The sequence below is a fragment of the Pararobbsia silviterrae genome (genome assembly GCF_003628125.1).
In the GTDB taxonomy this organism is placed as follows: Bacteria; Pseudomonadota; Gammaproteobacteria; order Burkholderiales; family Burkholderiaceae; genus Pararobbsia; species Pararobbsia silviterrae.
This window is the reverse complement of sequence record NZ_RBZU01000007.1, coordinates 183,055-209,411: the sequence shown is the minus strand read 5'-3', so window position 1 is coordinate 209,411 and position 26,357 is coordinate 183,055. Positions and strand designations below refer to the sequence as shown.

The window sequence follows — 26,357 nt, the reverse complement described above, 5'->3', positions numbered from 1 at the left end:
CGACTCGTGTTTCATTTTTATGAATCTGTGACAGCGGCGATCACGGATTGGCGATGTTTTAAGTCGAGGGGGCGGATGCATGCCGCAATCCGCACGTGAATCAGCATGCCGATGCTTGATTTCGAGGCTTGCTTCTCAAGAATAATTCCCCCTTAATTTCAAGCTCGTCTTAAGATGCGGCATCGGTTCGCCAACGACCGGCTATGCGGTCGCTCATATTCTTAGCGAATTTTCGCCTTAAGATATTTTTTAGACTGCCGATATTTGGAGGAAGGCTTCGCGCCGGCCTCATGTCTTCCCGATTCATCCAAACCGGGCGCATGTGCCGCGGTTTCGCGAAAACGCCGCACCATCCTGTATGACCGGAGAGACGATGACGTCACGTTCCCTGTGCCGACCGAGCCAACCACGCATCGACGCTACGCGCGCGCATGCGGGGCTCGGGCGCGTCGCACGGTCCGGCTTCTGACGCGCGGTACGCATCCTCATGCATTTACGCGCGCATAGTCTTCGTACGCGAATCGCACTGATGTTCGTGGTGCTGCTGCTCGCGATCCAGCTCGCCGGGTATTTCGCGATTACGGGCGTGATCCATGCGAGCACGCGCGCGACCGCGGATCAGGAACTCGATGTCGGCTATCGCGTGTTCGACCGCATCCTGCGCAGCAACAGCGACAAGCTCATCGAATCCGCCAAGGCGCTCGGCACCGACGGCACGTTTCAGGTCGCGGCCGTCGAGGGCAATGCGCGCGCCGTGCGCGCTGCGCTCGAGAACCATCGGGCGCGTGTACAAGCGGGCACCGCGCAATACTTCGACATCGACGGCAGCCGCGTCGCGCAGACGCTGCCCGCAGGTCCCGTGATCGAAGGATCCGTTTTTTCAAAGCTCGTGAGTCGCGCGTCGCAAGACGGCAGCGCGAGCGCGATCGACGTCATCGGCGGGTCCGTTTATGCGCTTGTTGCGGTTCCCGTCAAGGCGTCGATCACGATCGGGTGGGTCGTCATGGGGTTCAAGGTCGACGACGCGTTGATTCGCGAACAGGGCAAGCTGATCGGTCTCGACGTGTCGTTCGTCGGACGCGCGAGCGATGGTCAGTGGCAGATCCTCGCGACGTCGGTCGAGCAGGACGAGCGCGGCGCGCTGACGGGTTTGTTGGCGAAAATCGCAGGCAATCGCGGAATTCCGAATGTGATGTCGCTGGGCCGCGACGGCTATGCGACGAAGACGGCCGTCATCGGCACGGACGGGCCGCCGCTGATCGTCGTGCTGCAGCGGTCGATGCATGACGCGCTCGCGCCGTTGCGCGATCTGCAATCGACGTTGCTGATAATTTCGTTGGTCGGCATCTTGATTTCGGTGACGGCAGGGGTGTTGATTGCGCGCGGCATCGCCGAACCGATTCGCGCGCTCACGCGCTTTGCGCGCGAGATCGGCGGCGGCGATTACGATGCAGAAGCGCCCGTTGCGCGTCATGGGGAGGTCGGCGAGCTCGCCGATGCGTTCGAACGCATGCGCCGCGATATCGCCGTGCGCGAACGTCAGATCTCCTTGCTGGCCTATGAGGACACGCTCACGGGTCTGCCGAACCGCGCGAAATTCGATCTGACCGCCAAGGCCGCGCTCGAAGAAGCGCGCTCGCGCGGTCATGCGTTATCGATCGTGACGATGGATCTCGACCGCTTCAAGTATGTGAACGAAACGCTTGGACACAGGATCGGCGACCTGTTGTTGCGCGAGGTCGCGTTCCGGCTCTGGAAGGTGCTCTCGGAGGACGGCGATACGATCGCGCGGCTCGGCGGCGACGAATTCGCGGTCCTGATGCCGGGCGCGGATCTCGGCGCGGCGCATCGCAAGGCGTCGACCGTGCTGCGCGCGCTCGAAACGCCGCTTGCGATCGACGGCCACATCATCGACGTCAGCGTGAGCATCGGTCTCGTCAGCTTTCCACGTGACGGCGAGGACTTCGATGCGCTCATGCGCCGCGCCGATGTCGCGATGTACGCGGGCAAGCGCCGCAATGCGGGTGTCGCGGTCTATCGGCCGAGCGACGATCAGCACAGCCCGGACCGGCTGTCGCTGATGGGCGAACTGCGTCAGGCCGTCGAGCGCGACGAGCTCACGCTGTACTACCAGCCGAAGGTCGATCTGACCACGGGGCGCGTGAGCTACGTCGAGGCGCTGGTGCGCTGGATCCATCCGGTTCGCGGCATGGTGCCGCCCGATCAGTTCATCCCGTTCGCCGAGCAGACCGGCTATATCAAGGTGCTGTCGCGCTGGGTCATCGACAAGGCGCTGGCGCAGTGTGCGGCATGGCGCGCGGCGGGTATCGAACTCGACGTGTCGATCAACGTATCGGCGCGCGACCTGATCAATGCGGATCTGCCGCATACGTTCGCCGTGCTGCTCGACAAGCATCGCGTGCAGCCCGAATGGATCTGGGTCGAGATCACGGAAAGCGCGTTGATGGACGATCCGGTCCACGCGATGCAGACACTCGACGCGCTCTATGCGATGGGTCTGCGTCTGTCGATCGATGACTTCGGCACCGGGTATTCGTCGCTCGCGCATCTGAAGAAGATGTCGGTCCACGAGATCAAGATCGACAAGTCGTTCGTGATCGGCATGACCGAGGACAGCGACGACGAAACGATCGTGCGCTCGACGATCGCACTCGGCCATAACCTCGGGCTGCGGGTTGCTGCGGAAGGCGTCGAAACGCAGCTCGTACTCGACCGCTTGCGCACGCTCGACTGCGACCTCGCGCAAGGGTACTTTCTGAGCCGGCCGCTCGCGCCCGATGGGCTCAAGGCCTGGCTCGATACATGGCATGCCGATTGGGCTTCGCCTCCGCAGCGCGTCTTTTCGGCGTAACGCGCGATTCGATGCACGCCGCGCGACCGCACGATGTGTATCGTTCGCTGAGCCGTTGTAGCATCGCGTCTTGTCCCGCGCGTTGAGCGCGGCCCCGCGCGCCGCATGGCGCGCGCGACGCGACCCGAGGACCGATCGTTGAGCGCCAACGCCCCCGCAGGATCTCCCGCTACGCCGCCCGCCGCGCCGCCGCCGCTGCAGGGCACGCAATTGCTGATCGCCACGTTCGCCGTCGCGCTCGCGACGTTCATGGTCGTGCTCGATTCGTCGATCGCGAACGTCGCGATTCCGACGATATCGGGCAATCTCGGCGTTTCGGTCGACGAAGGCACCTGGGTCATCACGGTCTTTGCCGCGTCGAACGCTGTCGCCGTGCCGCTGACGGGCTGGCTTACGCAACGCATCGGACAGATCAAGCTGTTCGTCAGCGCGATCGTGATGTTCGTCATCGCGTCGTGGCTCTGCGGATTGGCGCCGAATCTGACGTTCCTGCTTGCCGCGCGCGTGTTGCAGGGCATCGTCGCGGGGCCCTTGATCCCGCTGTCGCAAGCGGTGCTGCTCGGCTCGTATCCGCGCGAGAAATCGTCGATGGCGCTGTCGCTCTGGGCGATGACGGCCGTGGTCGGACCGATCGCGGGTCCGGCGCTCGGCGGGTGGATCACCGACAGCTATAGCTGGTCATGGATTTTCTATATCAACATCCCGGTCGGGGTTTTCGCGGCCCTGACGGTCTGGAGCATCTATCGCAAGCGCGAGTCGGCCACGCGCAAGCTGCCGATCGACACGGTCGGACTCGCGTTGCTGATCGTCTGGGTCGCCGCGCTGCAGATCATGCTCGACAAGGGACGCGATCTCGACTGGTTCAATTCGTCGACGATCGTCATCCTCGCGATCGTCGCGATCATCGGTTTTGCCGCGTTCGTGATCTGGGAGATTACCGAAGCGCATCCGATCATCGATCTGTCGCTGTTCAAGGGACGCAATTTCCTCGGCGGCACGGTCGCGATTTCGGTCGGGTACGGCGTGTTCTTCGGCAATCTCGTGCTATTGCCGCAGTGGCTGCAGGAGTATCTCGGCTACCGCTCGGTCGACGCGGGGCTCGTGACGGCGCCGCTCGGCATCTTTGCCGTGATTCTCGCGCCGATCATCGGGCGCATCATGCCGCGCACGGACACGCGGGTCATGGCGACGATCGCCTTTGTCTTCTTCGCGTTCGTGTTTTATCTGCGCTCGCGCTACAACGTCTATGCCGATACGTGGACGATCGTGCTGCCGACGCTGTTGCAGGGTATCCCGATGGCGCTGTTTTTCACGCCGTTGACGGCGATCATCCTGTCGGGCCTGCCCGGCGAGAAAATTCCCGCGGCCGCGGGGCTGTCGAACTTCGTCCGGATCTTCTGCGGTGCGATCGGGACCTCGATCGCGGGTACGGCCTGGAATAACCGGACGATTCTCCATCACGCGCGACTCACCGAAGTCGCGAACGCGTTCAATCCCGACTACGCGCAAGGACAGACGACGTTGCAAACCTTGTTCAACGTGCCCGCGTCGACGGCGCGTGCGATGTTCGGTCTCAGCGTCGACTCGCAGGCGGCGATGCTCGGACTCGACGACGTGTTTTGGGCGTCGTCGCTGATCTTCATCGCGATCATTCCGCTGATCTGGATCACGCGGCGCTACAAGGCGGGCGGGGCCGGCGGGGCGGCCGCGGCGGGGGCGCACTGACAGTTGGATGCGGGTGCACGATCCGGCACGCCGGATTCAATTGACTGGCCGAACCCCGCCAGGCACCGCTTATTCGTTCTCGTCGAAGTAATGGCCGAAACGCGCTTGTTTCGTCCGGATATAGCGTTCGTTTTCCTCGCGCACGGGAATCGCCAGCGCGACGCGTTCGCGCACCGGAATGCCGTGCCGGAGCAGCGTGTCGAACTTCGACGGGTTATTGCTCATCAGGCGTACCGATGTGATACCGAGCGCCCGCACGATCGCGGCGGCCGAGTCGTATTCGCGCGCGTCATCGGGCAGCCCGAGCTGGAGATTCGCGTCTACGGTGTCGAAGCCCTGTTCCTGCAACGCGTATGCGCGGATCTTGTTCGCGAGCCCGATGCCGCGTCCCTCATGGCCGCGCAGATACAGCAACACGCCCTGGCCCTCGGCCGCGATATAGCGCAGCGCCAGATCGAGCTGTTCGCCGCAGTCGCATCGGTACGATCCGAATACGTCGCCGGTCACGCATTCCGAGTGCAGGCGCGTGAGCACCGACGCATCGCCCGACACGTTGCCCATGACGAACGCGATGTGCTCGGCGTCGGTCGCCTTGACGCGGTAGCAATACGAGACAAAGGTGCCGTAACGGGTCGGAATCGTCGCTTTCGCGACCAGCGTCACGCAATCGTTGACATCGGGTTCTCCGCACGCGACGGAGGTTTCCGCAGAAGTTTTCATCATTCGTGGTGCAGCGTTTTCCATATCAATCAAGGCGCGCAACCGATGGCGCGCCCGGTCGTCGTGCCGCGCCCGATCCGCGAGCCCTCGCGTATCGCGGACGCCGAACCTCGAAGGCTACCACGCGCCGCCTTGCGCCGCCCAACGTAGCTTTCGACGCGCGCGGTGCGCGTGTCGCGTCAACGGTTTAACCCGCCGAACCGTTCCACGCTTTGCGCGCAAGGGTTTGTTTAGCTGTCTGAAGGCGGTTTCAAAGAATGGACAGGGTGTTCACTGTAAGATAGCGGGCTTTGCGTCGCGCGGCCGCGGTTTGCGTGCGGGTTGCGTGGCGGTGCGCCGGCTTAAGTCGTGCGCCGAAGTGCCGTTAAACAGCCTGCTGCAATTCAGTAAGCAGACAGAAAGCGCGGCGAAAGTCATCTCGCCGATGCTCCGTACGCTGCCGCGCCACGCCTCCGCGGCACGGACAAACGGCCGACGACTGTCGGCCGGGGCGCAAGCCCGTGGCGCCGCTGTGGCATCCGATTACGGTTTCAACATGCATTACGAAGACAATGTCAGTCAGACCGGCGGGGCGGATTCCCGATCGAGCGCGCGCGTGAAGGCCAAGCGGTTTGCGGCGCCGGCCCTCGTGCTCGTCGTTGGCGCGCTGTTGCTCCTCGCGCTCCAGCATGTCTCGAAGACATTCGACTACCACTCGGTCGTGCACAGCGTCATGCGCTTGCCGCCGACAGCCTGGGCCGCGGCGTTCGCGGCGACCGCGCTCAGCTACCTCGCGCTCGTCGCGCGCGACGCGGTCGGCCTGCGGCATATTGAAACGCGTGTTCCAGCGACCGCGCTCTGGATCGGCGCGACTGTCGGCTCCGCGCTCGGCAACGCAACCGGCTTCGGCGCGCTGACGGGCGGCGCGGTGCGCTGCCGCGTCTACGGCACCGCGGGCGTGACGCCCGCCCAGGTCGGCCGTCTGACGCTGTTCACGAGCGTTACGCTCGCGGTCTCCCTCGCCTTGATGACCGCCGCCGGCATGGTCGTCGCGGCGCCGACCTTGAGTCCGATGTTTCATCTGCCGCCGCCGAGCGTCGAGGCGATCGGCGCGAGCGTGCTCGCGGCGTTTGCGGCGCTCGTCGCATTCGGCTGCCGCGCGAAGTCGCGCGCCGTGACCCTGCGCTGGGTCACGATCGATATCCCCGGCCGCGCCGTGCTGACCGCGCAGGTCTTCTTCTCGATCGTCGACGTCGTCGCGGCCGCGCTCGCGCTGTGGGCCGTGCTGCCGCACGCGGGCGTCCCGTTCGTTCACTTTCTCGTGGTCTTCTCGGCCGCCATGCTGCTTGGCATGATCGGTCATACGCCGGGCGGCATCGGCATCTTCGAAGCGGCGATGGTGTTCTCGCTCGGCCACGCGATGCCGGTGCCGCAGATGGTCGCCGCGCTGCTCGCGTACCGGGCGATCTATTTCGGCGCGCCGCTGATCCTCTCGGCGGGCCTGCTCGCGGGATTCGAAGGACGCCTGCTGAGCGCGCGTTTCGACGCGGCGCGCCGCGAGCAGGTGCTCCAGCTCGTGCCGCTGTTTCTCGGGATCTTCGCGTTCGTCGTCGGCGGCATGCTCGTGATCTCGGGAGCGACGCCCGCGTTCCGCTATCGCCTGATGTTTCTCCAGACGGTCGTGCCGCTCTGGGTGCTCGAAAGCTCGCAACTGCTCGCCAGCATGTTCGGCGTCGCGCTGCTGTTCGTCGCGCGCGGCCTCATGCGCCGTCTCGACGCCGCGTGGTGGATCACGATGGCGGTCGCGGTCGCGAATCTCGTGCTGTCGCTCGTCAAGGGGCTCGCGTTCTTCGAAGTCGGCGTGCTCGGTATCCTGATCCTGTTGCTGATCGTGACGCGCAAACGTTTCGACCGCGCGTCGTCGCTGTTCGGCGAACCGCTGACGGCGATGTGGCTCGTCTCGGTCGCGATCGTGCTCGCGCTCGCGTTCTGGGTGCTGTTCTTCGCGTTCCGCGATATTCCGTATCGCGACGACCTGTGGTGGCAATTCGCGTTCGACGGCCGTGCGCCGCGCGCCTTGCGCGCGACGCTGGCCGCCGCGCTCGTCGGACTCGCGTTTGCGTTCCAGCAGTTGCTGCGGCCGCCCGCGGGCCGCTTCGTCGCGCCTCACCATGACGATCTCCGCGACGCGCAGCGCATCATCCGCGCGCAGTCGCGCAGCGATGCGGGCCTCGCGATGATGGGCGACAAGAGCTTCTTGTTCTCGGAGTCGCGCGAAGCGTTCCTGATGTACGCGAAGCACGGCCGGACCTGGGCCGCGCTGCACGATCCCGTCGGCCCGTCGGACGAATGGCCCGCGCTGATCGCGAAGTTCGTCGCGCTCGCGCACACGCACGGTGGCCGCGCGGCTTTCTACCAGGTGCGCGCCGACGGTTTGCCGCTCTATCTCGACGCGGGCCTCTCGCTGATGAAGCTCGGCGAAGAGGCGCATATCGGGCTCGATGACTTCGAGCTTGTCGGACCGCACCGCTCGCATCTGCGCTATGCGCTCAAGCGCGGCGAACGCGACGGTTTCAGCGTCGAGATCGTGGAGCCGCAGGCGATCGCGGGACTGCTGCCCACGCTCAAGCAGATTTCGGACGCCTGGCTCACGAGCCGCACGGCGCGCGAGAAGAGCTTCTCGGTCGCCGCGTTCACGGCCGAGTACCTGTCGGCGCAGTCGGTCATGCTCGTGCGACGTCACGGCGTGCCGATGGCCTTCGTCACGTATATGACGACGGACCTCAAGACCGACGCGACCGTTGGCGTGATGCGGCATCTGCCCGACACGTCGCCATACGCGATGGAATATCTGTTCACCAAGCTCGCGCTGCATCTGAAGGCGTCGGGCTTCAGCAATCTGAGTCTCGGCATCGCACCGCTGTCGGGCATGCACGCGACGCCGCTCGCGTCGTCGTGGCATCGGCTCGCGAGCCTCGTTTGGCGTTTCGGCGGGCGGTTCTACAACTTCCGCGGATTACGCGGATTCAAGAGCAAGTTCCAACCGCGCTGGGAGCCGCGCTATCTCGCGGCATCGGGCTCGGTGGGCGTTTTCTTTACTCTGGCCGACCTGTCGTTGTTGGCCGGAGGCTGGCGTTCATGACGCCTTTCGCCTCGCTTCGCGAGGCTTGCGGGAGATCGGAATGATGGGGGTAAAGGGACTGCGCGCGGCGCTTGTCGCGGTGTGCGCCGCAGTGGCGGGAATGTCGTGCGCGCACGCGCAGACGGTCTCGGGCGGTCGTTACGGCGATGTCGAACTCGTGCGCCCGAGCGGCGCGCTGCGCGGCTTCGTCGTGCTGTTTTCGGGGCGTGACGGCTGGACGCACTCGGATCAAGACGCGGCCGACGCGCTCGGGCGCAACGGCGCGATGGTCGTCGGCGTCGATTTGCCGCGCTATGCGGCCCAACTCGCGACGATCAAGGGCGAACAGTGCCACCCGCTCGTCGGCGATGCGGAAAACGTGAGTCACCAACTGCAACGCGAGGTCGAGTCGAACCAGTATTTCTCGCCGATTCTCGCGGGTACGGGCGAGGGCGCGCTGCTCGCCGAGCGCATGCTCGCGCAGGCCCCCGACAACACGCTCGCGGGCGCGGTCGCGATCGATCCGCAAACGAGCGCGCTCGATGCCCGCTTCAAGCTGTGCCCGCCCGATCCGACGCTGAGCCGCGGCAAAGGCCTGCCCGGCTTTCTCGAACTCGGCGCGACGGACGGCGAGCCGGTCAAGCCGCTCGACGGTCCGAACGGCAAGCCGATGCAGGTTCATCGTCTGGATAAGGGCGCGACGACCGTCGACAGTCTTGTCTCGCTGATGGAACCGCATCTGCAGAAGCGTGACAGCGGCGCGGACAGCGTCGCCGATCTGCCGCTTATCGAATTGCCGGCGGCGAAGCCGACCGACATGCTCGCCATCGTGATCTCGGGCGACGGCGGCTGGCGCGACCTCGACAAGACGATCGCCGAAACGCTTCAGAAAGACGGCGTGTCGGTCGTCGGCGTCGATAGCCTGCGTTACTTCTGGACGCCGAAATCGCCCGAGCAGACGAGTCACGATCTCGCGCGCATTCTCGACCGATACTCGACGCGCTGGCATGCGCGTCATTTCGCCTTGATCGGGTATTCGTTCGGCGCGGATGTCATGCCGTTCGCCTACAACCGGCTGCCCGCCGCCTTGCGCGACAAGGTGTCGTTCATGTCGTTGCTCGGGTTCGCGCATGCGGCCGATTTCCAGATCCGCGTGAGCGGCTGGCTCGGTCTGCCGCCGAGCGCGCAGGCGTTCAACGTCGCGCCCGAGATCGCCAAGGTGCCGGCGGCGCAGGTGCAATGCATCTATGGCGAGGATGAAGACGATACGCTGTGCCCGTCGCTCAAGGCATCGGGCGTGTCGGTCGTGCGCACGACCGGCGGCCATCACTTCAGCAAGGACTACGTCGCGTTGACGAAGACGATCCTCGACGGCTGGAAGTCGCAGATTCACGACTAAGGCGCGCACGTCGCGCGCATCCCGAATCAGGGCGCGCGCATCGTCGGATGCGGCGACGTATCGAGATACCGTTCGGCTTGCCGCGCGGCGAGCCAGCGCACGACGGCATCCGCGGCCATCGGACGCGCGAGGTAATACCCCTGGACGTCGTGCGTGCCGAGTCGACGCACGATCTTGAAGTCGCTCCCGGTCTCGATGCCCTCGATCGTGATCTTGAGGTCGAGTTCGCGCGCCATCGCGCAGATGTGCCGCAGCAAGGTCTGGCGTCGGCGATCGTGTTCGAGCCCGGTCACGAAGGTCCGGTCGCACTTGATCCCCTCGATCGGCAAATCGCCGAGCATCGACAGCGACGAGTAGCCCGCCCCGAAATCATCCATGAGCACACCGACGCCCAGCGCGGCGAGTTCGCGCATCACGTGCGCGAGCCGGTCGGCGTTGCGGATCATCGCGTGCTCGGTCAATTCGAGCTTGAGCCATCCCGCGGGGCATGCCGTCTCGTGGAGCTGCCGCGCGAGCCACTCGACGAAATCGTCGTCGAACGGCGTGTTCGGCGTGATGTTGACGGAAATGCCGCTGCATTCGAGCGCGGCGGCGCGCCATGGCGCGGAAAGTTCAAGCGCCTCGCGGATCACGATCCGGTCGGCCGCCGTCGTGCGTCCGAGCCGCTCGCACGCGAGAAAGAACAGTTCGGGATCGACGTGCTGGAGTTCGGGGTCATGCACGCGCAAGAGCGCCTCGAGCCGCACGGGGGCGTCGAGATCGCCGGCCTTGAAGATCGGCTGGAAATGCAGCTTCATGCGCGCGGGCGACAGCAGCGCCGGCAAACGTTCGGCGATCAGCGCGAGGCGTTGTCCGCCGCCCGCGCCGAGTCGCGCATTCGCCGAGTTCTGGAGCATCAGCGCAAGGTTCATCGACCGATCCTCGCGCGCGTCGATGCGCAGGCTCTGCACCTGATACGCGGTGCCGACGATGCCGAACAGCACGAGCGCGAGCAGCAGCTTGAATCCGCCCGCATGCGCGGGCGCGATCGGCGCGAGCGCGAACATGTTCGCGAGACAGACGTGCAGCGGAACGACGGTGAGTCCGCCGAGCACCTTTTCTTGCCACGAGAACGGACTATAAGCGTTCGGATCCTTGCGCAGGCGCGCCGAGCGATGCCGGAGCGCGAGCACGACGGCCAGCACGGTCGCGAGCAGCAGCGCGCCGACGCCCGCCTGCCAGCTCATGACGAGCGCGATGTCGCCGAACGCCGAGAACAGCAGCGCGTTGCCCGCGAGCATGCCGATCGCGAGGCCGGCCCCCGCGAGTACGACGCGCAGGGGGGAACGCGTATTCGTCAAAGCCGGGATCGTCCAGCGTCCCGAGACGACCATCACGATGAGCGCGAGGATCGCGGGCGCGAGCCTCGCTTCGCCGAGATCGAGCTCGGGGTACATGAAGAGCCCGGCGGCATCGAGCGCCCAGACGATCGAACCCACGCAGAGCGCCGTGCGCGCGAAGCTCGCGCGGCGCGCCTCGGTGCCGATCACGACGGCGGCTTGCTCGACGAGGCGCTGGCAGATATGGACGGCCGCGCACGCAAACACGAAGAACAGTACGGCGAGCTCGAGGTCGGGCAACCCGAGCGGATGCCCTGAAACGGTAGCGGAGGCGGAGGCGGGATTCATCGTCGTTCGCGCTCGTTCAGATTTGAAAGCGCTTTCGCGCAGGACCGAAAAGAAAACGATTGCGTGAGCGGGCACGGGTCAGCGGCTGCGATCGTCATCATGAAGGGCGTTCGTGTCGGGAAGGGGATCGAAATTCGGACGGAGGACGCGGGCTCGGGTCGTCGGTCGTCGGCGTCAGGATGCCGGCGCGAGGCGCTTCGCGAGCCACGCGCCGATCTGCGCGATTTCCTCGAGGCAGACCGTGTGCGGCATCCGGTACGCGTGCCACTCGATGGGATTGCCGTAGCGGATGACGACTTCGCGCGCGGCGCCGCCGAGTTCGGGCGGCACGACCGGATCCTCGATGCCGTGCGCGGCGAAGATCGGTGTATGCGCGTTCGCGGCTGAACGCTCCGAGTCAAGCAAGGCAGGCGCGGCGATATACGTCGATAACGCGACGATGCCCGCGAGCGTGTCGGGATGCGTGAGGCCCGCGATATAAGCAATCGCGCCGCCTTGCGAAAAGCCGGCGAGCACGATGCGGTGCGTCGGCACGCCGCGCGCATTTTCACGCGCAATCAGCGCGCGCACGGCATCGCGCGTCCGGCGAATGCCGTTTTCGTCGGCGTGGCGACGGCCTTCTTCAAGCGAATAGATGTCGTACCAGCCCGGCATCACATAGCCGTTGTTCCAGGTGATCGGAATCGACGGGGCATGCGGAAAGACGAAACGAACCGCGAGCGAGGCGGGTAAATCGAGCTCGGGGACGACCGGCACGAAGTCGTTGCCATCGGCGCCAAGGCCGTGCAGCCAGATCACGGCGGCATCGGGGGCCGCGCCGGTTTCGATTTCGATGGCAGGCAATACATCGCTATTGGACTGCATCCACATACTCCGCTTTCATGCGCGCATGAATTTTTTTAATGATGCGCGCGGGGTATCCCATACTGCGGGTCGATATTCGTCGAGTGCGGACATCATAATCGGTTTATGCGCGAGTGATAAGCGCGGCAGAGATTGATGTCTATTGTCTTTCAAACATGACAACACGAATCGCCGAAGATTTGACGCGTCTTTTTTATTCGTCTCGCCGCAGATAAACGATTATCAAAATCGCCGGAAGCGCATGTTTGGCGAATCCGCGTTGGCATCGGATAAAGCGCGGCAGCCATCGAAGCCATTTTGCTGGCGCCATGTCGAAAGTCGGGCGACGACGTGTCGAGTGCTGATCGGACAGGCTTTTCACATCGAGTCCGGCGCGGACAAAGTCGAGCAGAGCGCGGGGTTGCGTCAGGCATTCGTAAGCCAGGCTGGTATCATGTGCGCCGGGCCGCGAACGTCGCGGCCGTACGTCGCGGCCGTTTTTATTGCCTTGCGCCGTTCGTGTTCACAGGAAGCCCGCTTTGACCCGCCGTCCGATTTTCGTTGATTTGATGATGTTGCTGGCCGCCATGATCTGGGGCTCCGCGTTCGTCGCCCAGCGCCTGAGCGCGGCGGCGATCGGTCCGTTCTACTACACGGGACTGCGCTTTCTGCTCGGCGCGCTCGTCGTGCTCGTGTTCTGTCTGTTCGTGCCCGAGCAGCGCAAGGCGCTGCGCGCGATCCCGTCCGATCGCGGTTTGCTGCGCGCGGCGGGCACGCTCGGCGTCGTGACCGCGATCGCGATTTCGGCCCAGCAAATCGGACTCCAGTACACGAAGGTCGCGAACGCGGGCTTTATCACGTCGCTCTATGTGATCCTCGTGCCGATGATGGGGCTTTTCACGCGCCACAAAACCGCGGCACGGACCTGGATCGGCGCGTTGCTCGCGGTCATCGGCATGTACTTCCTGAGCGTCGACGAGCATTTCACGATCATGGCGGGCGATGGCCTTCAGCTTGTCTGCGCAGTCGTGATTTCGGCCCAGGTCGTGCTCATCGGCCGTTATGCGCGGCAGCACGATCCGCTTGCGCTGTCGATCGCGCAGTTCGTCGCGACGGGGCTGATCTGCATGGTCGTCGCGGTCTTCACCGAGCCGCTGAGCGTGGCGTCGATCGATGCGGCGTGGCCGACGATCCTCTACGGCGGCGCGCTTTCGGTCGGCGTGGCCTACACACTGCAGGTCGTCGCCCAGAAGCGCGCGTCGGCCGCGCATGCCGCCGTTATTTTCAGCATGGAAGGGCTGTTCGCGGCCATCGCGGGTTGGCTCGCGCTCGGCGAAACGCTGTCGCCGCGCGCGATCGGCGGTTGCGCGCTGATGCTCGCGGGCCTGCTCGCGTGCCAGTTGCTGCCCGCGCGCGAGCGCGATGCGCGGACCTCGCCGGCGACCGCCAACGGGGTGGCCGCCGACGCCTGAGCGTTCGCGGCGTCGGCGGACTCAGGCGGTCGTCCGGTGCCGGTCGGTCGCGACGACGTTGCGCGACCAGGTCGAACGTTCGCGCAGCAGCGCATTGAGCTGATCGGCCGGCAGCGGCCGGCTGAACAGATAGCCCTGGATTTCGTGGCAATCGTTGTCGAGCAGGAAGTCGAGCTGATCGACGGTTTCGACGCCTTCGGCGATCACGTCGAGATTGAGCCGGCGCGCGAGCGAGATGATCCCCGTGACGATCGCGCTGTCGTCTTCGTCGTGCGGCAGCCCGCGCACGAACGACTGGTCGATCTTGAGCCGCACGATCGGGAAATGCTTGAGCGCGCTGAGGCTTGAATAGCCCGTGCCGAAGTCGTCGATCGACAGCCGTACGCCCATGCGCTGAAGTTCCTTCATCGTCGCGACCGCGGCGTCGAGGTCGCGCATGATCAGGCTTTCCGTGAGTTCGAGTTCGAGATAACGCGGGTCGAGCCCGCTCTCTTCGAGCGCGTGCGCGACGCGCGCGACCCATTCTTCGTGCAGGAACTGATGCGCCGACACGTTGACGGACACCGTCAGCGGGGGCATGCCCGCGCGCTGCCATGCCTTGTTCTGCTTGCACGCCTCGTGAAGCACCCAGTCGCCGATCGGCACGATCAGCCCCGTCTCTTCGGCCAAGGGAATGAATTGCGCGGGCGACACGAGGCCCATCATCGGATGCTCCCATCGCACGAGCGCTTCGACGCCGTTGATCGTCTCGGTCGCGAGATCGACCTGCGGCTGATAGACGAGCCGGAATTCGTGATTCGCGAGCGCCTGGCGCAATTGTTCCTGCATCTGGAGCCGGTCGTGCGTGCGCGCGCTCATCTCGGCCGTGTAGTGCTGGTAGTTGTTGCGTCCGAGCGCTTTGGCGCGATACATCGCGATATCGGCGTTCTTGAGCAGCGTCTCCGCGTCCGTGCCGCCGTCGGGATAGCTCGCGATCCCCATGCTGCACGTGATCTGGTAGGTCTGTCCCGCGAGTTCGACGGGTTGGAGGATTGCGTCGCGCACGCGCTCGATCGAGGCCGTGACCGCGTCCGGCCGCCCCGAATCGCCGAACAGTACGACGACGAACTCGTCGCCGCCGAGCCGCACGACGGTATCGGGATCGTTGAAGCAGTTCGTCATGCGCGCCGCGACGACCTTGAGCAGGTCGTCGCCCGAATGATGGCCGAGACTGTCGTTGATGAGCTTGAAGTTGTCGAGATCGATAAAGACGATGCTCACGCGGCGTTGCGTCTCGTCGCGCTGGCGCAGCGCGCGATTGAGCCGCATGCCGAGCTGGGTGCGATTCGGCAGCCCCGTGAGCGCGTCATGGCTCGCCATGTGCCGGATGCGGTCTTCGGCCAGACGGCGCTCGATCGCGATGCCCGCGATGCGCGTGGCCATCGCGAGGGCGTCGGCCTCGATCGGCGTCGGCGTGCGCGCGTCCTGCACGTAGAGCGTCAGCGACGCGAGCGCATCGCCCGACGGCGCGATGATCGGCATCGCCCAGCAACCCTGGCAGTCGCCGACATGCACGCGGATCATCTCGCGACGCACGGTTTCGTTGTTCGCCGAATTGCCGATGATGACGGGCGCGTGGGTGTGGATCGCGCGGCCGCTCGGCCCCGCGTCGGCGCCGATCGGCGTGCCGAGCACGGCTTGCCAGTAAGGGTCGGGCAGGCTCGGCGCGGCGATGACTCGCAGCGATTTGCCGTCCTCGCTGCGCATGAGCGTCGCGCAGACGACGCCGCTGATCTGCGTCTCGAGCACGCGCATCAGATAGTCGAGGACTTCGGCGAGCGGCGTGGCCGCCGCGATCATTTCGAGCACGCGATTCTGTTCCTGGCGCCGGAGTTCGGCGCCTTTGCGCGCGCTGATGTCGCGCATGATCGCGACCACGCCGTCCTCGACGCGCACGACCTGGCGATAGAGCCAGAGCCGCGTGCCGTCGGGGCGCCGGTGGATCCATTCGCGTTCGAGCACCTGGCCGGTATCCGCGACGCGCACGAATTCGTCGAACATTCCGTCGTGGTTCGAATCGGGGAACGCGTCGTCGAGCGACATGCCGAGCAGTTTCGCCTTCGGCAGCCCCGAGACTTCGACGCCGCGCCGGTTCGTGTTGCGCACGACGAAGCGCGCGATCTCGCCGTCGGGCCCGCGTACGCAGTCCAGCACGAAAAACGCGTCGATGCTGCCTTCGGACGCCGCGTAGTACGTTTGCTGCGCCTGGCGCGCGCGCTGGCGGATCAAGGCGAGTTGCCAGCTCGTGCGGCTCAACACGAGCGTCAGGACGATCAGCATCACGCTGCCGAGCGCTGTTTCCCAGATGTAGGTGCGTTTGTGCGCATGGAAATCGACGAGCTGTTCGTCCTGCGAGAGGCCGACGATGGCCACGAGCGGGAAGCCGTGGAGTTCGCGTACGTTCGTGTACCGCGTGACGCCTTCGTCCCACGGATGCACGGTCGCGGTATCGGTCGAGATGGCATGCGCAATCGATTCGATATCGACGGGCACGTGTTGGCCCCAGATCGTGCGCGAGCCGATCTGCTGCGCGCGCACGATGTCGTCGGTGCCGATGACGGCGAGCAGGCCGTGCTGGCCCATGCGCGACGAGTCATAGCCGCTCGTGAAATAGGCCGGACTGACCGAGACGAGCACAATGCCCGCGAAGCGCCCGCCGCTGTCCTCGAGCCGGCGGCTGAACGTGATCGCGGTCGAGCCGCCGAGGGGATCGCCGGTCGCCTCGCTGACATAGGGCATGGCCCCGTCCGTCGCGCGGTGTTTCTGGACGGCGAAGTAGGGGCGTTCGGCGATATTGCCGTGCGCATGCGGATCGGTCGAGGCGAGCAGCGCGCCGTCGGCGCCGACGATCGCCACGTCGAAGACCATGCGCGACGGCAACAGGCCGTTGTCGTGCAACTGGCGGATCGCGTCGCAGCCCGACATGTCGTAGGCATATTTGACGGTCTTCAGCGTTTGGTCGATGGCCGTCAGGCTGCGCACGAGCTGCGCTTCGTAGGTGTCGGCAAGTTCGCGGCTCGATGCGGCGGCCGCGGCCTGGGCGGCGTCGCCCTCGACGCCGACGAGGTGCATGACCGAGGTCCACGCCGAGACGAGCAGCAACAGCGCGAACACGGGAAACAGCACGTACGCTTCGAGTCCGCGGCGCAGGAGCGTGCCGGCCCTGCCCGCGTAGCGGACGTCGCTGTATTTCATCGCGCGGCGCCGCCTCCGGCCGAATACGCAAGGTGCATGGGATATCGCAGTGAAACGTTGTTCGACGGACCGGACGGCAGGCCGTTCTCGGAGCCCGGAAATTGACCGAACGTTCAAGTCCCATGCTTAACGGCTCGCGAGGGCGATTCTTGAATCGGCATTCACCCTGATGGGCGTGCGTGTGCGCGCGTGCGGCCTCGTCGCGCTTCGCGCGCGTTTGGGCCGATCGCGGGTCGCGATCGGTTCGGATTCCGACCGAACGACGTGCGTTACTGGATTGCGGCGCCGTCGCGCGTGATCTTGACGGCCGTCGCCGACTTGAAATTCGCGCGAATGCTGTCGCCGACCTTGAACGCATCGAGCGGCACGTCGGGCAGGGCTTGCACGACGACCGTGCGCTCGGGGCCGCGCAAGGTCACGAGCCGTTGCTTGCGGTCGATCTTCTCGACTGTCGCGACGACTTCGACCGAGCGGACCGACGTCGACTCGCCGCCAGAGACGGGGGTCGTCGCATCCGTTTCGATCTTTTGCCGGATGCCGTTCGAGGCGACCTTGTCCGCATGGACGAGCAACGCGTTCTGATAGTCGATCGTGACGGTGTCGCCGATCTTCAGATCGGCCACGTTTCCGACGTTCGGATCGACGTCGACGGCGATCTCGTTGCCGCGCGGTCCCCGGATCAGCACGCTGTTCGAATCGGCGTCGATTCCGACGATTTTCGTGACGACATGCGCCACCACGCCGCTCTGGACCGCGTGGGCCGTATCGGGCGGCGGCGCATCGTCGGCGTGGGCCGGCGCGGAGACGGCGCAGGCCAGGGCGACGCTCGCGACCGCGACGAAGGTATGGACTCGGGGGCTGCGGCGATCAGTCGGGTTCATGAGGGCGCTCCGCGGGGCGTGGACGGCGTGTCGGTCGTCGATACAGATCGTGCGGGATCGCCGGAGATCGTGCGCACCGGACGCGGGGCGTAGATCGAGCGAAACAGGCACGGTGCAACGAAGGCGTGATGGGGGCGTGCGCCGAGCGCCCGCGCCGTCATGCGATCGCTTCACGAAAATACGCCGTCTCGCGCGCGGCGGCGTGTCAAAACGCCATGACATGCCGTGTTCGCTTAGCGTGTGAAGCGATCTGCCCCGAGGGTGGCCCGGCCGAGGCTGACCGCGCGCGCATGATCGCAAGGCATGCCGGCCTCACGGCGCGCGCGCTCGACAGCTCGCCGGACCGCGTCTCGCGCCGCCATCGAGCCGCCGGCCGGTGGCGATTGAGCGGCCGCTCATCCGGCCGCTCACCGCTCACCGCGTCGCCGTCGACGGGGCCGCCTACCAGGGCGCCGACCCGACTGCTTACTGAGCCGTATAGGCCCCGTCGACCGCGATGCGTTGACCCGTCAGGTAGTGCGCCTTGTCGCTCGCGAGAAACACGATCGTCTGCGCGATCTCCTCGGGCGCGGCCGCGCGCTTGGCGGGCACCGTCGCCAGAAAACCGTTGCGCACGTCATCGCTGCCGCCCGTGAAACGGTCGAGCATCGACGTATCGACAGGACCCGGCGACACCGCGTTGACCCGCACGCCGAGCGGCGCGCCTTCGAGCGCGGCGCTCTTCGTCAGGCCTTCGACCGCATGCTTGCTCGCGGCGTAGACCGATGCGCCCGCGATGCCGACCTGACCCGCGATCGACGATAGATTGATGATCGACCCCGCGCCTTGCGCCTGCATCGCACGCATTTCATGTTTGATCGACAGCAGCGTGCCGAGCACGTTGACCGAGAACGTCGCTTCGTAGTTCGCCGCGGCCTGATCGGTGATCGGACCGAGTTCGCCTTCGGTGCCCGCGTTGTTGACTGCGACGTCGAGCCGGCCGAAGCGCGCAAGCGTCTGTTCGACGAGGCGGCGCACGTCGTCCTCGTGGCGTACGTCGGCACGAACGAATTCGGCCTCGACGCCGCGTGCGCGCAATTCGGCGGCAAGCGCCTGCCCCTTGTCGTCATGACGACCGCTGACGACGATGCGGTGGCCTTCGTCGGCGAACGCGAGGGCGGTGGCGCGACCGATGCCGGTCAATGCGCCGGTGATCAGAACGACGGGCTGGGCGATGGGCGTCTCGTTCGTGCGAATCGTGTTCATCTGAATCTCCTGGATCTTCGGAAAGGCATCTCGTTGAGGGAAACGCGTCTGGCGTTGCGTTGAGTGAACTTTGAATGATTCCAATCGGTTGAACTAGATAGGGCGTCGGCCTATCATCCATTCCATCAAGGAATAAAAGCGGCGGATATGGACAAACTCCAGGCCATGAAGACCTTTGTGCGGGTCGTCGAAGCGGGGAGCTTTTCGGCGGTCGCGCACGAGACCAACACGACGCAGAGCGCGATCAGCAAGCAGGTGGCGGGGCTCGAACGCGAACTTCAGGCGAAGCTGCTCACGCGTACGACGCGTTCACTCGCGTTGACCGAGGAGGGGGCGCGGTATTTCGAACAGGTGCGGCGGCTCGTGGCCGAGATCGACGAGGCCGAGGGCGTGCTGCGCAAAGGCGAGCAGCAACTGACGGGCTGGCTCCGCGTGGCGGCGTCCGTCGCGTTCGGGCGGCTCAAGCTCATGCCGATCGTGCAGACGTTCTTGCGCGACCATCCGGCGGTCAAGCTCGATTTGCGCCTGCATGACGGCTTCGTCGATCTCGTCGAGCAGGGGATCGACGTGGCGGTACGGATCGGCGAGTTGTCCGACAGCGGGCTCATCGCGCGCCGCGTCGGCACGACGCACCGGATGCTGCTCGCGCATCGGCGCTATCTGCCGTCGCAGCCGGCCGCGACGCGGCGGCTCAAGACACCCGAGGATCTCGCGCAGCACAACTGCATCGTCTACACGGAGATCGCGTCGCGCAATGTCTGGACATTCACGGCGGGCGTGGGCGCCAAGGAGCCCGTCGGCACGCAGCGCGCGGTACGCGTCGACGGCAACCTGCAGACGAACAGCAGCGAAGTCATCCGCGCGTCGGTCTTGTCGGGTATCGGCATCGGCTATTCGCCGACCTGGCTGTTCGACGAAGAACTCCGCAACGGCGAGGTTGTCCAACTGCTCCCCGACTGGCAGACCGCGTCGTTTCCGATCCATCTCGTGAGTCCGCAGGAGCGGCGCGATTCGGCGAAGGTCCGTGCATTCGCCGAATGCGTCGGCGCCGCGATCGCGCAGATGCACGCGGATTGAGACGGGGTCCGTCCGCGCGATGGGGCGCGAACCGGCGGTCGATCATGGACTGTCACGCAACCCGCACGCAACCCGTACACGACCCGTCACGCGTCCGGCACGAGCCGTTGGTACAGATCGACGTACCGGAGCGCCGACGCTTCCCAGCCGAAGTTCGACTTCATGCCGTGCCGGCGCGTCGCGTTCCACTCGTCGGGACGCGCGTGCAAGGCGAAGACCCGCTTGACCGCGCGCGTGAGCGACGCGAGGTCGAACTTCTCGAACACGAAGCCGGTTGCGATGCCGTCCGCGAGGTTTTCGAGCGAAGCGTCGACGACCGTGTCGGCAAGACCGCCGACGCCGTGTACGAGCGGCAATGCGCCGTACGCGAGGCCATAGAGCTGCGTGAGACCGCACGGTTCGAAACGCGACGGCACGCAGACGACGTCGCTGCCCGCGACGATCACGTGCGCGAGCGCCTCGTCGAAGCCGAGCTCGATCGCGACCGACTCGGGATGCGCGAGCGCGGCCTGCTTGAGGCCCGCTTCGAGCCGCGGTTCCCCGGTGCCGAGCACGACGAGCTGGCCGCCGCGTTCGACAATCTCGGACAACGCGGCGAGCAGCAGGTCGAGGCCTTTCTGCTCGGTCAGACGGCTTACGACGCCGAAGATCGGCGCGTCGGGCTTCGCGGCGATGCCGAAGCGCTGTTGCAAGGCACGCTTGCAGGCGGCTTTGCCGTCCATGTCCTCGGCCCAGTACGGCGCCGCGATCGACGGATCGGTCGACGGATGCCAGACCGCGTAGTCAACGCCGTTGAGGATGCCGAGCACGTCGTGCGCGCGTTCGCGCAGGAGTCCGTCGAGTCCCGCGCCTTGCGCGAGCGTTTGAATCTCGTTCGCGTAGGTCGGACTCACGGTCGTGATCTTGTCCGAGTAGAACAGCCCCGCCTTCAGGTAAGAGACCTGACCCCAGAATTCCATGCCCTGCATCTGGTAGTACGGCGCGGGCAGGCCGAGTTCGCCGAACGTCGACGCGGGGAACAGCCCTTGATAGGCGAGGTTGTGCACGGTCATGACCGTCGCGGCGATCCGGCGGCGCTGCGCGGCCTCGGCGGCCCGGATATACGGCGCGGCCAGGCCCGCGTGCCAGTCGTGCGCATGGACGAGCGCGGGCGTCCAGTCCGGATCGGCGCCCTGCGCGATCAGCGACGCGGCCCAGCCGAGCAGCGCGAAGCGGCGGTTGTTGTCGGCATACGGATGATGGGCCGCATCGAGATACGGACTGCCCGGACGACCGTAGAACGCATCGGCGCGAATCACGTAAAGACCCGTGCCGTTCGTGCGCAGACGCCCGAATTCGAGCGCGATGTCTTGCAGGCCGAAGCGGGGACCCGTATGGGCGACCGGCCGGAGATCCTCGAGTCCCGCGAGCACGGCCGGAAAGCCCGGCATGATCACGCGTGCGTCGGCCCCGAGCGGCGCGAGCACGGGCGGCAGCGCGCCGACGACGTCGGCGAGCCCGCCGGTCTTGAGCAGAGGATAGAGTTCGGCCGCGACGTGAAGCACGCGGATCGTCACGCGTCGTCCTCCTCGTTGCCGTGAAAGCGCCGGCCCGCGACCATCGCATCGACGGCGTCGCGCGTGACGAGCACGACGCCGCTCGAGGTCCGGAAGAAACGCGACGCGTCGAGTTCGGGGTCTTCTCCGATGACGGTGCCTTCGGGGATCGTGCATCCCCGGTCGATGACGACTTTACGCAAGCGGCAGCTCCTTTCGACAGTGACCTGCGGAAGCAATACTGCCTCATTGATGTTACAGAACGAATGCACGCGGACCGCCGACGACAGCACCGAGCGCGAGATCTGCGAGCCGGACACGACGCATCCGCCGCACGCGAGCAGGTTCGTGCCCGTGCCCTGCAGGCCGTTGAGATCGCGCACGAACTTGGCCGGCGGCAACTGTTCCTGATGCGTCCAGATCGGCCAGCGGCCGTCGTAGAGATCGAGCGCGGGAATCGTCGAGGCGAGGTCGAGATTCGCGGCCCAGTACGCGTCGATGGTGCCCACGTCGCGCCAGTAGGCGGGCGCTTCGTTGTCCGAGGTCACGCACGACATGCTGAACGGGTGCGCGATCGCGACGCCCGTCGAGACGACGTGCGGCACGATGTCTTTGCCGAAGTCGTGTTCGGTGCCCGATTTCTCGATGTTGTCCTCGAGCAGCTGGTACAGATAATCGGCGCTGAACACGTAGATGCCCATGCTCGCGAGCGCGACGTCGGGGCGGCCAGGCATCGCGGGCGGATCCTTGGGCTTTTCGACGAAACCCGTGACGCGGCGCGTCTCGTCGACATGCATGACGCCGAAGGCTACGGCGTCCATGCGCGGGACCTCGATGCATCCGACCGTGCAATCGGCGCCGCTTTGCACGTGATCGGCGAGCATCTTCGTGTAGTCCATCTTGTAGACGTGGTCGCCCGCGAGCACGATCACGAAGCGCGGGCGGATCGAGCGGATGATGTCGATGTTCTGATAGACCGCGTCGGCCGTGCCGCGATACCAGCTCTCGTCGATGCGCTGCTGGGCGGGCCACATGTCGATGAACTCGTTGAACTCGCCGCGCAGGAAGCCCCAGCCGCGTTGAAGGTGGCGCAACAGCGAATGCGCCTTGTATTGCGTGACGACGGCGATCCGGCGCACGCCCGAGTTCAGGCAGTTCGACAACGCGAAGTCGATGATCCGGTACTTGCCGCCGAAGTGCACGGCCGGTTTGACGCGCTTGTTGGTCAGCGCGCCGAGCCGTGTGCCGCGACCGCCGGCGAGCACGATGGCGAGTGTCGATTTTTGCAGATCGTTCAGATTCACCGGCGTCTCCATGCCGACCTCCCGTTGTGCCGTGGTTGTGTCCTTCGAGGTGATGCTTTCGATCGTGCAATGCGGCGTCAAGCGCGAACAGCGTGGCATCGCACGTCGCGTTCCCGTCGAGCCGGGCCGGCGCGTATGCGGCGATGCAGCAGGCGTGGCACGACGCATGACCCTCGCGTCGCGCGCACACGTGAACGATGTGCGTAAAAAACAATGTAGGCGAAAAGTCGACGCAGATCCGGAGAATCCCTGCGTCTTGGCCCTCAGGCAGAACCCTTAGATGCGAGTGCGTCGGGGAGGGCGCCGCGACATCGTCACACGGGCCTTGTTACACTTTGACGCGCGCACGCGGCCCTGCGCGTTCGCGCCCTCATCTTCCGATCCGGACGTCCTCATGAAGTTACATAGCCGTACGCCGCTCGTTCTTCATCGCGAACTGTCGAGTCCCGAGCAACGCATCTGGCTCAAGCTCGAGAATCTCCAGCCGTGCGGGTCGTACAAGCTCAGGGGCATCGGCGCGTTGTGCCAGCACGCGCATCTCGAAGGCAAGCGGCGGCTGATCGCGCCGTCGGGCGGCAATGCGGGCGTGGCCGCGGCGTATGCGGGTCGTGAGCTCGGCATGGGCGTCGAAGTCATCGTGCCGACGACCACGCCCGAGGCGACGCGCGCGCGCATCCGCGCGCTCGGCGCGGACGTGCTCGTCTTCGGCGACGCATGGGACCAGTCGAACGCGCTCGCGCTCGAACGCGCCGGCGAGATGAACGCGCAGTACATTCCGGCCTTCGATCATCCGATCATCTGGGAAGGGCACAGCACGCTGATCGACGAAATCGTCGACGAACTGCCGACCGTCGACGCGGTCGTGGCGTCGGTCGGCGGCGGCGGCCTGATTTCAGGCGTCATGCTCGGACTCGAACGCTACCGGCGCTCAGACTGCCGTGTGATCGCCGTCGAAACCGAAGGCGCGGCTTCGTTTCACGCGGCGCTCGCGGCCGGGCATCCGGTCGATATCGGACGGATCACGTCGATCGCGAAATCGCTCGGCGCGCTTCAGGTCGCCGCGTGGCCCGTCACGGCGATCGAGGCGTTCCCCTATCGCTCGCTCGTGCTCAGCGACGCCGAGGCGATCGCGGGCACGATCCGCTACGCGGACGAAGCGCGCCAGCTCGTCGAGCCCGCGTGCGGCGTCTCGCTCGCCGTCGCCTATCAGCATCACGTATGTCTCGACGGCGCGCGCGACGTCGTCGTGGTCGTATGCGGCGGCGTCAGCATTTCGGCCACGCAGATCGCCGCGTGGAAGGCCGAACAGATCGGCGCGGGCATTCGCTGGGCCGCCTGAGGTCCCGTGTGAAGACCCTCGGGTCGCCGCATGAAAGACTGAGCGGGCCGGCCTAGGTATCCGGCGGGCCGCCCGAGGTGTCGCGTAAGGCCTCGTCTGAGGTCCCCTCAGCGCACACACGTGAACGACGCCGCTGCATCGACGGAGCCGCTGCCGTTGTAGCGCGGCCACGTCGGGTATTCGCAGAGCGGGCGCGTCCGGCCGGGCACGCCGGCGGTGTCCGTGACGATCTGATCGGCCGGCGCGGCGCCGTTTTCGACCCAGTGTTCGAGCGCCGTCAGCGAGTCCCACGACGCGTTGAACACGGCGCTCGCCGCGTGGTTGTAGCCGGGCACCTCATAGAACCGCGCGAATGAACGCACGGCCTCGGGTCCCATCTGGCTCACGAGTCGGCCGTAGTAGTCCTCCGTCGATCGCGTGCTGACGAGCACGTCGCTGAGACCGTGCGCGAGCAGCAGCTTGCCGCCGCGTGCCTTGAACGCGGACAGATCGGTCTTCGCATCGAGCGTGCGGCTGAGATCGCTGATCCTGTCGGCCCATGGGCCCGGGCGTTCGGGGTCGATCGCGAGCGTGTCGGCGTTCGGGTCGCGCGTCACCGCGTATTTGAACCATTGATCGGCGAGCACGCTCACGTAAGGCGCGTTTTTCGGCATCGGCATGGTCGGCGCCGCATGGCCGAGGGCCAGCCAGAGGACGGTCTTGTGCAGCACGTCGTCGCCTTCGCCGATACCGGTGTCGGCGCCCCAGATGTTGAAGCCCGGATGCTCGGTCAACCCGCTGGCGAGATAGGTCAGCCGCATCGGCGCGTTGATCGTCTTGACCGCCTGGATCTGTGCGTCGGACAGACACCGATCGCCCGTGTCGTGGCCGTCGGGGCAGCGCAGCGGATGCCCGTCGACGGTCGCGCTCGCCGGATCGAAGAGCCGGTTGCATTCGGCCTGGTTGCTGATCAGGCCGTCGCGCACGCCGTCGAGCGCGTCGCATGCCTGCATGGCGGCGTCGAACAGCGTCTTGCGCTTGGCGGGCGTCAGATAGGCGCCGGGCGCGGCGAGCGCGCGGCTCATGCGTTGGCCGCCGAGGATGCTGACCATGCCGGCCCACGCCGGATACCACGCGATCGCGCCGTCCCAATCGCCCGGCCAGCGTTGAATGGCCGTCAGCGCTTCGCGGCCGCCCGTCGATCCGCCGATGAAATACGCGCGAGCCGGGGCCTGGCCGTAGCGCGTGCGGATCACATAGACCGCGACGTCGCGCGTCTTCTTGAGCGCATCGCCCGCATTCCAGTTCATCAGCGCTTCGTCGTTGCTCGCGAACGCGCCGTCTTGCGATCCCAGCGGACCCGCTTGGTGTCCGGAGTCGCTGCCGAAGACGGCATAGCCGCGCGCGATCGGATAAGGGCGGTCCGCGGGACCCGCGGGCACGTTGCCGACGACGTTCGGCATCGTGCCGTCGAGCCCGCCGCCGCCGTACATGACCGCCTTCGCGTTCCATGCGTCGGGCAGCGCGATCTTGAGCTTGACGGCGGGCGCCGCCGGATCGTGCGGCGCGATCGAGGCGGTCACCGCGCAATGCGCGGGGACCGCCTTGCTGCCTTCTCCGCTTGGGTCGACGTGAGCAGCGGTCGTCACGACGGCGCCCGATGTCGGCAGCCCGATCGCGCTCGACGGGATCTGCAGGCCCACGAGCTGCGCGCAGGCGAGGCCGTTGGCGTTGTTGGCGTTCGATGCGCCGTCGCCGCTTCGTGCGGTCGTATCCGGATGAAGCGCGGCACAGCCGGGTAGCAACAGCGCGGCAACGACGAGCGAAGGGAGGCGCAGCTTCGACGGCATGAATGTCTCCAGATTGTTTTTTGCGCGCGAGGGCGCGCGCGTTTTCTGGCGATGATACGAGCGGAGACGGTCGAGAAACAGCGCCGAAACGGACAAGTTGATGTCTCTTTCGGAC

At 66.0% G+C, this 26,357-nt stretch carries 17 protein-coding genes; 8 read left to right on the top strand and 9 right to left on the bottom strand.

Going from position 1 to position 26,357, the window contains the following annotated elements:
- Positions 1-529: 529 nt before the first annotated feature.
- Complete coding sequence (locus tag D7S86_RS16880) at positions 530-2,872, top strand: putative bifunctional diguanylate cyclase/phosphodiesterase (protein WP_240648227.1); 2,343 nt, start codon at positions 530-532, stop codon at positions 2,870-2,872.
- Between the two features lie 105 nt (positions 2,873-2,977).
- Positions 2,978-4,597 (top strand): DHA2 family efflux MFS transporter permease subunit, encoded by a 1,620-nt coding sequence (locus D7S86_RS16875; RefSeq protein WP_121088014.1) that lies wholly within the window; start codon positions 2,978-2,980, stop codon positions 4,595-4,597.
- 69 nt (positions 4,598-4,666) lie between these two features.
- On the opposite strand, the gene ribA is transcribed toward D7S86_RS16875, so the two are convergent.
- Positions 4,667-5,317, bottom strand: coding sequence for a GTP cyclohydrolase II (gene ribA, locus D7S86_RS16870; RefSeq protein ID WP_121088131.1), 651 nt, complete (start codon positions 5,315-5,317; stop codon positions 4,667-4,669).
- A 535-nt stretch (positions 5,318-5,852) separates the two neighbouring features.
- On the opposite strand from ribA, the gene mprF reads away from it, so the two are divergent.
- On the top strand, positions 5,853-8,438 hold the full coding sequence (gene mprF, locus D7S86_RS16865) for a bifunctional lysylphosphatidylglycerol flippase/synthetase MprF (protein WP_121088013.1): 2,586 nt from the start codon (positions 5,853-5,855) through the stop codon (positions 8,436-8,438).
- A 40-nt stretch (positions 8,439-8,478) separates the two neighbouring features.
- Positions 8,479-9,816, top strand: a complete 1,338-nt coding sequence (locus D7S86_RS16860) for a virulence factor family protein (protein WP_121088012.1) — start codon at positions 8,479-8,481, stop codon at positions 9,814-9,816.
- A gap of 26 nt (positions 9,817-9,842) precedes the next feature.
- On the opposite strand, the gene D7S86_RS16855 is transcribed toward D7S86_RS16860, so the two are convergent.
- Complete coding sequence (locus D7S86_RS16855) at positions 9,843-11,483, bottom strand: EAL domain-containing protein (protein ID WP_121088011.1); 1,641 nt, start codon at positions 11,481-11,483, stop codon at positions 9,843-9,845.
- Between the two features lie 174 nt (positions 11,484-11,657).
- Positions 11,658-12,347, bottom strand: coding sequence for an alpha/beta hydrolase (locus tag D7S86_RS16850; RefSeq protein ID WP_121088130.1), 690 nt, complete (start codon positions 12,345-12,347; stop codon positions 11,658-11,660).
- Positions 12,348-12,588: 241 nt separating this feature from the next.
- On the opposite strand from D7S86_RS16850, the gene D7S86_RS29185 reads away from it, so the two are divergent.
- Complete coding sequence (locus D7S86_RS29185) at positions 12,589-12,891, top strand: hypothetical protein (RefSeq protein ID WP_147432370.1); 303 nt, start codon at positions 12,589-12,591, stop codon at positions 12,889-12,891.
- Positions 12,892-12,895: 4 nt separating this feature from the next.
- The gene (locus D7S86_RS16845; protein ID WP_240648226.1) at positions 12,896-13,798 is read left to right on the top strand and encodes a DMT family transporter; all 903 of its coding nucleotides are present in this window, start codon (positions 12,896-12,898) and stop codon (positions 13,796-13,798) included.
- Between the two features lie 21 nt (positions 13,799-13,819).
- Here D7S86_RS16845 and D7S86_RS16840 read toward each other — a convergent pair whose 3' ends face one another.
- The 3 genes from D7S86_RS16840 to D7S86_RS16830 all read right to left on the bottom strand — a co-directional run bounded on the left by D7S86_RS16840 (position 13,820) and on the right by D7S86_RS16830 (position 19,128).
- Positions 13,820-17,032, bottom strand: a complete 3,213-nt coding sequence (locus tag D7S86_RS16840) for a bifunctional diguanylate cyclase/phosphodiesterase (RefSeq protein ID WP_121088010.1) — start codon at positions 17,030-17,032, stop codon at positions 13,820-13,822.
- Positions 17,033-17,301: 269 nt separating this feature from the next.
- Positions 17,302-17,913 (bottom strand): hypothetical protein, encoded by a 612-nt coding sequence (locus tag D7S86_RS16835; RefSeq protein WP_121088009.1) that lies wholly within the window; start codon positions 17,911-17,913, stop codon positions 17,302-17,304.
- 465 nt (positions 17,914-18,378) lie between these two features.
- On the bottom strand, positions 18,379-19,128 hold the full coding sequence (locus D7S86_RS16830) for an SDR family NAD(P)-dependent oxidoreductase (RefSeq protein WP_121088128.1): 750 nt from the start codon (positions 19,126-19,128) through the stop codon (positions 18,379-18,381).
- Positions 19,129-19,305: 177 nt separating this feature from the next.
- Between D7S86_RS16830 and D7S86_RS16825 the strand changes: the two genes are divergently transcribed.
- Positions 19,306-20,235 carry a LysR family transcriptional regulator gene (locus tag D7S86_RS16825; RefSeq protein WP_121088008.1) on the top strand — a complete coding sequence of 310 codons (930 nt, stop codon included), beginning with the start codon at positions 19,306-19,308 and terminating at the stop codon, positions 20,233-20,235.
- A gap of 86 nt (positions 20,236-20,321) precedes the next feature.
- Here D7S86_RS16825 and glgA read toward each other — a convergent pair whose 3' ends face one another.
- Together glgA and glgC are read right to left on the bottom strand one after the other, a co-directional pair.
- Positions 20,322-21,791, bottom strand: a complete 1,470-nt coding sequence (gene glgA, locus D7S86_RS16820; protein WP_121088007.1) for a glycogen synthase GlgA — start codon at positions 21,789-21,791, stop codon at positions 20,322-20,324.
- The gene (glgC, locus tag D7S86_RS16815) at positions 21,788-23,086 is read right to left on the bottom strand and encodes a glucose-1-phosphate adenylyltransferase (protein ID WP_121088127.1); all 1,299 of its coding nucleotides are present in this window, start codon (positions 23,084-23,086) and stop codon (positions 21,788-21,790) included. Before glgC ends, glgA begins: the two co-directional genes overlap by 4 nt.
- 382 nt (positions 23,087-23,468) lie before the next feature.
- Between glgC and D7S86_RS16810 the strand changes: the two genes are divergently transcribed.
- Positions 23,469-24,413 (top strand): pyridoxal-phosphate dependent enzyme, encoded by a 945-nt coding sequence (locus tag D7S86_RS16810; protein WP_121088006.1) that lies wholly within the window; start codon positions 23,469-23,471, stop codon positions 24,411-24,413.
- Between the two features lie 107 nt (positions 24,414-24,520).
- Here the strand turns inward: D7S86_RS16810 and D7S86_RS16805 are convergent, their stop codons facing one another.
- Positions 24,521-26,242: a tannase/feruloyl esterase family alpha/beta hydrolase gene (locus D7S86_RS16805; RefSeq protein WP_121088126.1), complete on the bottom strand. Its 1,722-nt coding sequence runs from the start codon at positions 26,240-26,242 to the stop codon at positions 24,521-24,523.
- Between the last annotated feature and the right edge of the window lie 115 nt (positions 26,243-26,357).

Excerpts from the sequence above, each read along its gene's own strand:
- D7S86_RS16880 (WP_240648227.1), top strand. The coding sequence starts at position 530 with ATGTTCGTGGTGCTGCTGCTCGCGATCCAGCTCGCCGGGTATTTCGCG.
- D7S86_RS16875 (WP_121088014.1), top strand. The coding sequence starts at position 2,978 with ATGGCGCGCGCGACGCGACCCGAGGACCGATCGTTGAGCGCCAACGCC.
- ribA (WP_121088131.1), bottom strand. The coding sequence starts at position 5,317 with ATGAAAACTTCTGCGGAAACCTCCGTCGCGTGCGGAGAACCCGATGTC.
- mprF (WP_121088013.1), top strand. The coding sequence starts at position 5,853 with ATGCATTACGAAGACAATGTCAGTCAGACCGGCGGGGCGGATTCCCGA.
- D7S86_RS16860 (WP_121088012.1), top strand. The coding sequence starts at position 8,479 with ATGATGGGGGTAAAGGGACTGCGCGCGGCGCTTGTCGCGGTGTGCGCC.
- D7S86_RS16855 (WP_121088011.1), bottom strand. The coding sequence starts at position 11,483 with ATGAATCCCGCCTCCGCCTCCGCTACCGTTTCAGGGCATCCGCTCGGG.
- D7S86_RS16850 (WP_121088130.1), bottom strand. The coding sequence starts at position 12,347 with ATGCAGTCCAATAGCGATGTATTGCCTGCCATCGAAATCGAAACCGGC.
- D7S86_RS29185 (WP_147432370.1), top strand. The coding sequence starts at position 12,589 with ATGTTTGGCGAATCCGCGTTGGCATCGGATAAAGCGCGGCAGCCATCG.
- D7S86_RS16845 (WP_240648226.1), top strand. The coding sequence starts at position 12,896 with ATGATGTTGCTGGCCGCCATGATCTGGGGCTCCGCGTTCGTCGCCCAG.
- D7S86_RS16840 (WP_121088010.1), bottom strand. The coding sequence starts at position 17,032 with ATGAAATACAGCGACGTCCGCTACGCGGGCAGGGCCGGCACGCTCCTG.
- D7S86_RS16835 (WP_121088009.1), bottom strand. The coding sequence starts at position 17,913 with ATGAACCCGACTGATCGCCGCAGCCCCCGAGTCCATACCTTCGTCGCG.
- D7S86_RS16825 (WP_121088008.1), top strand. The coding sequence starts at position 19,306 with ATGGACAAACTCCAGGCCATGAAGACCTTTGTGCGGGTCGTCGAAGCG.
- glgC (WP_121088127.1), bottom strand. The coding sequence starts at position 23,086 with ATGGAGACGCCGGTGAATCTGAACGATCTGCAAAAATCGACACTCGCC.
- D7S86_RS16810 (WP_121088006.1), top strand. The coding sequence starts at position 23,469 with ATGAAGTTACATAGCCGTACGCCGCTCGTTCTTCATCGCGAACTGTCG.
- D7S86_RS16805 (WP_121088126.1), bottom strand. The coding sequence starts at position 26,242 with ATGCCGTCGAAGCTGCGCCTCCCTTCGCTCGTCGTTGCCGCGCTGTTG.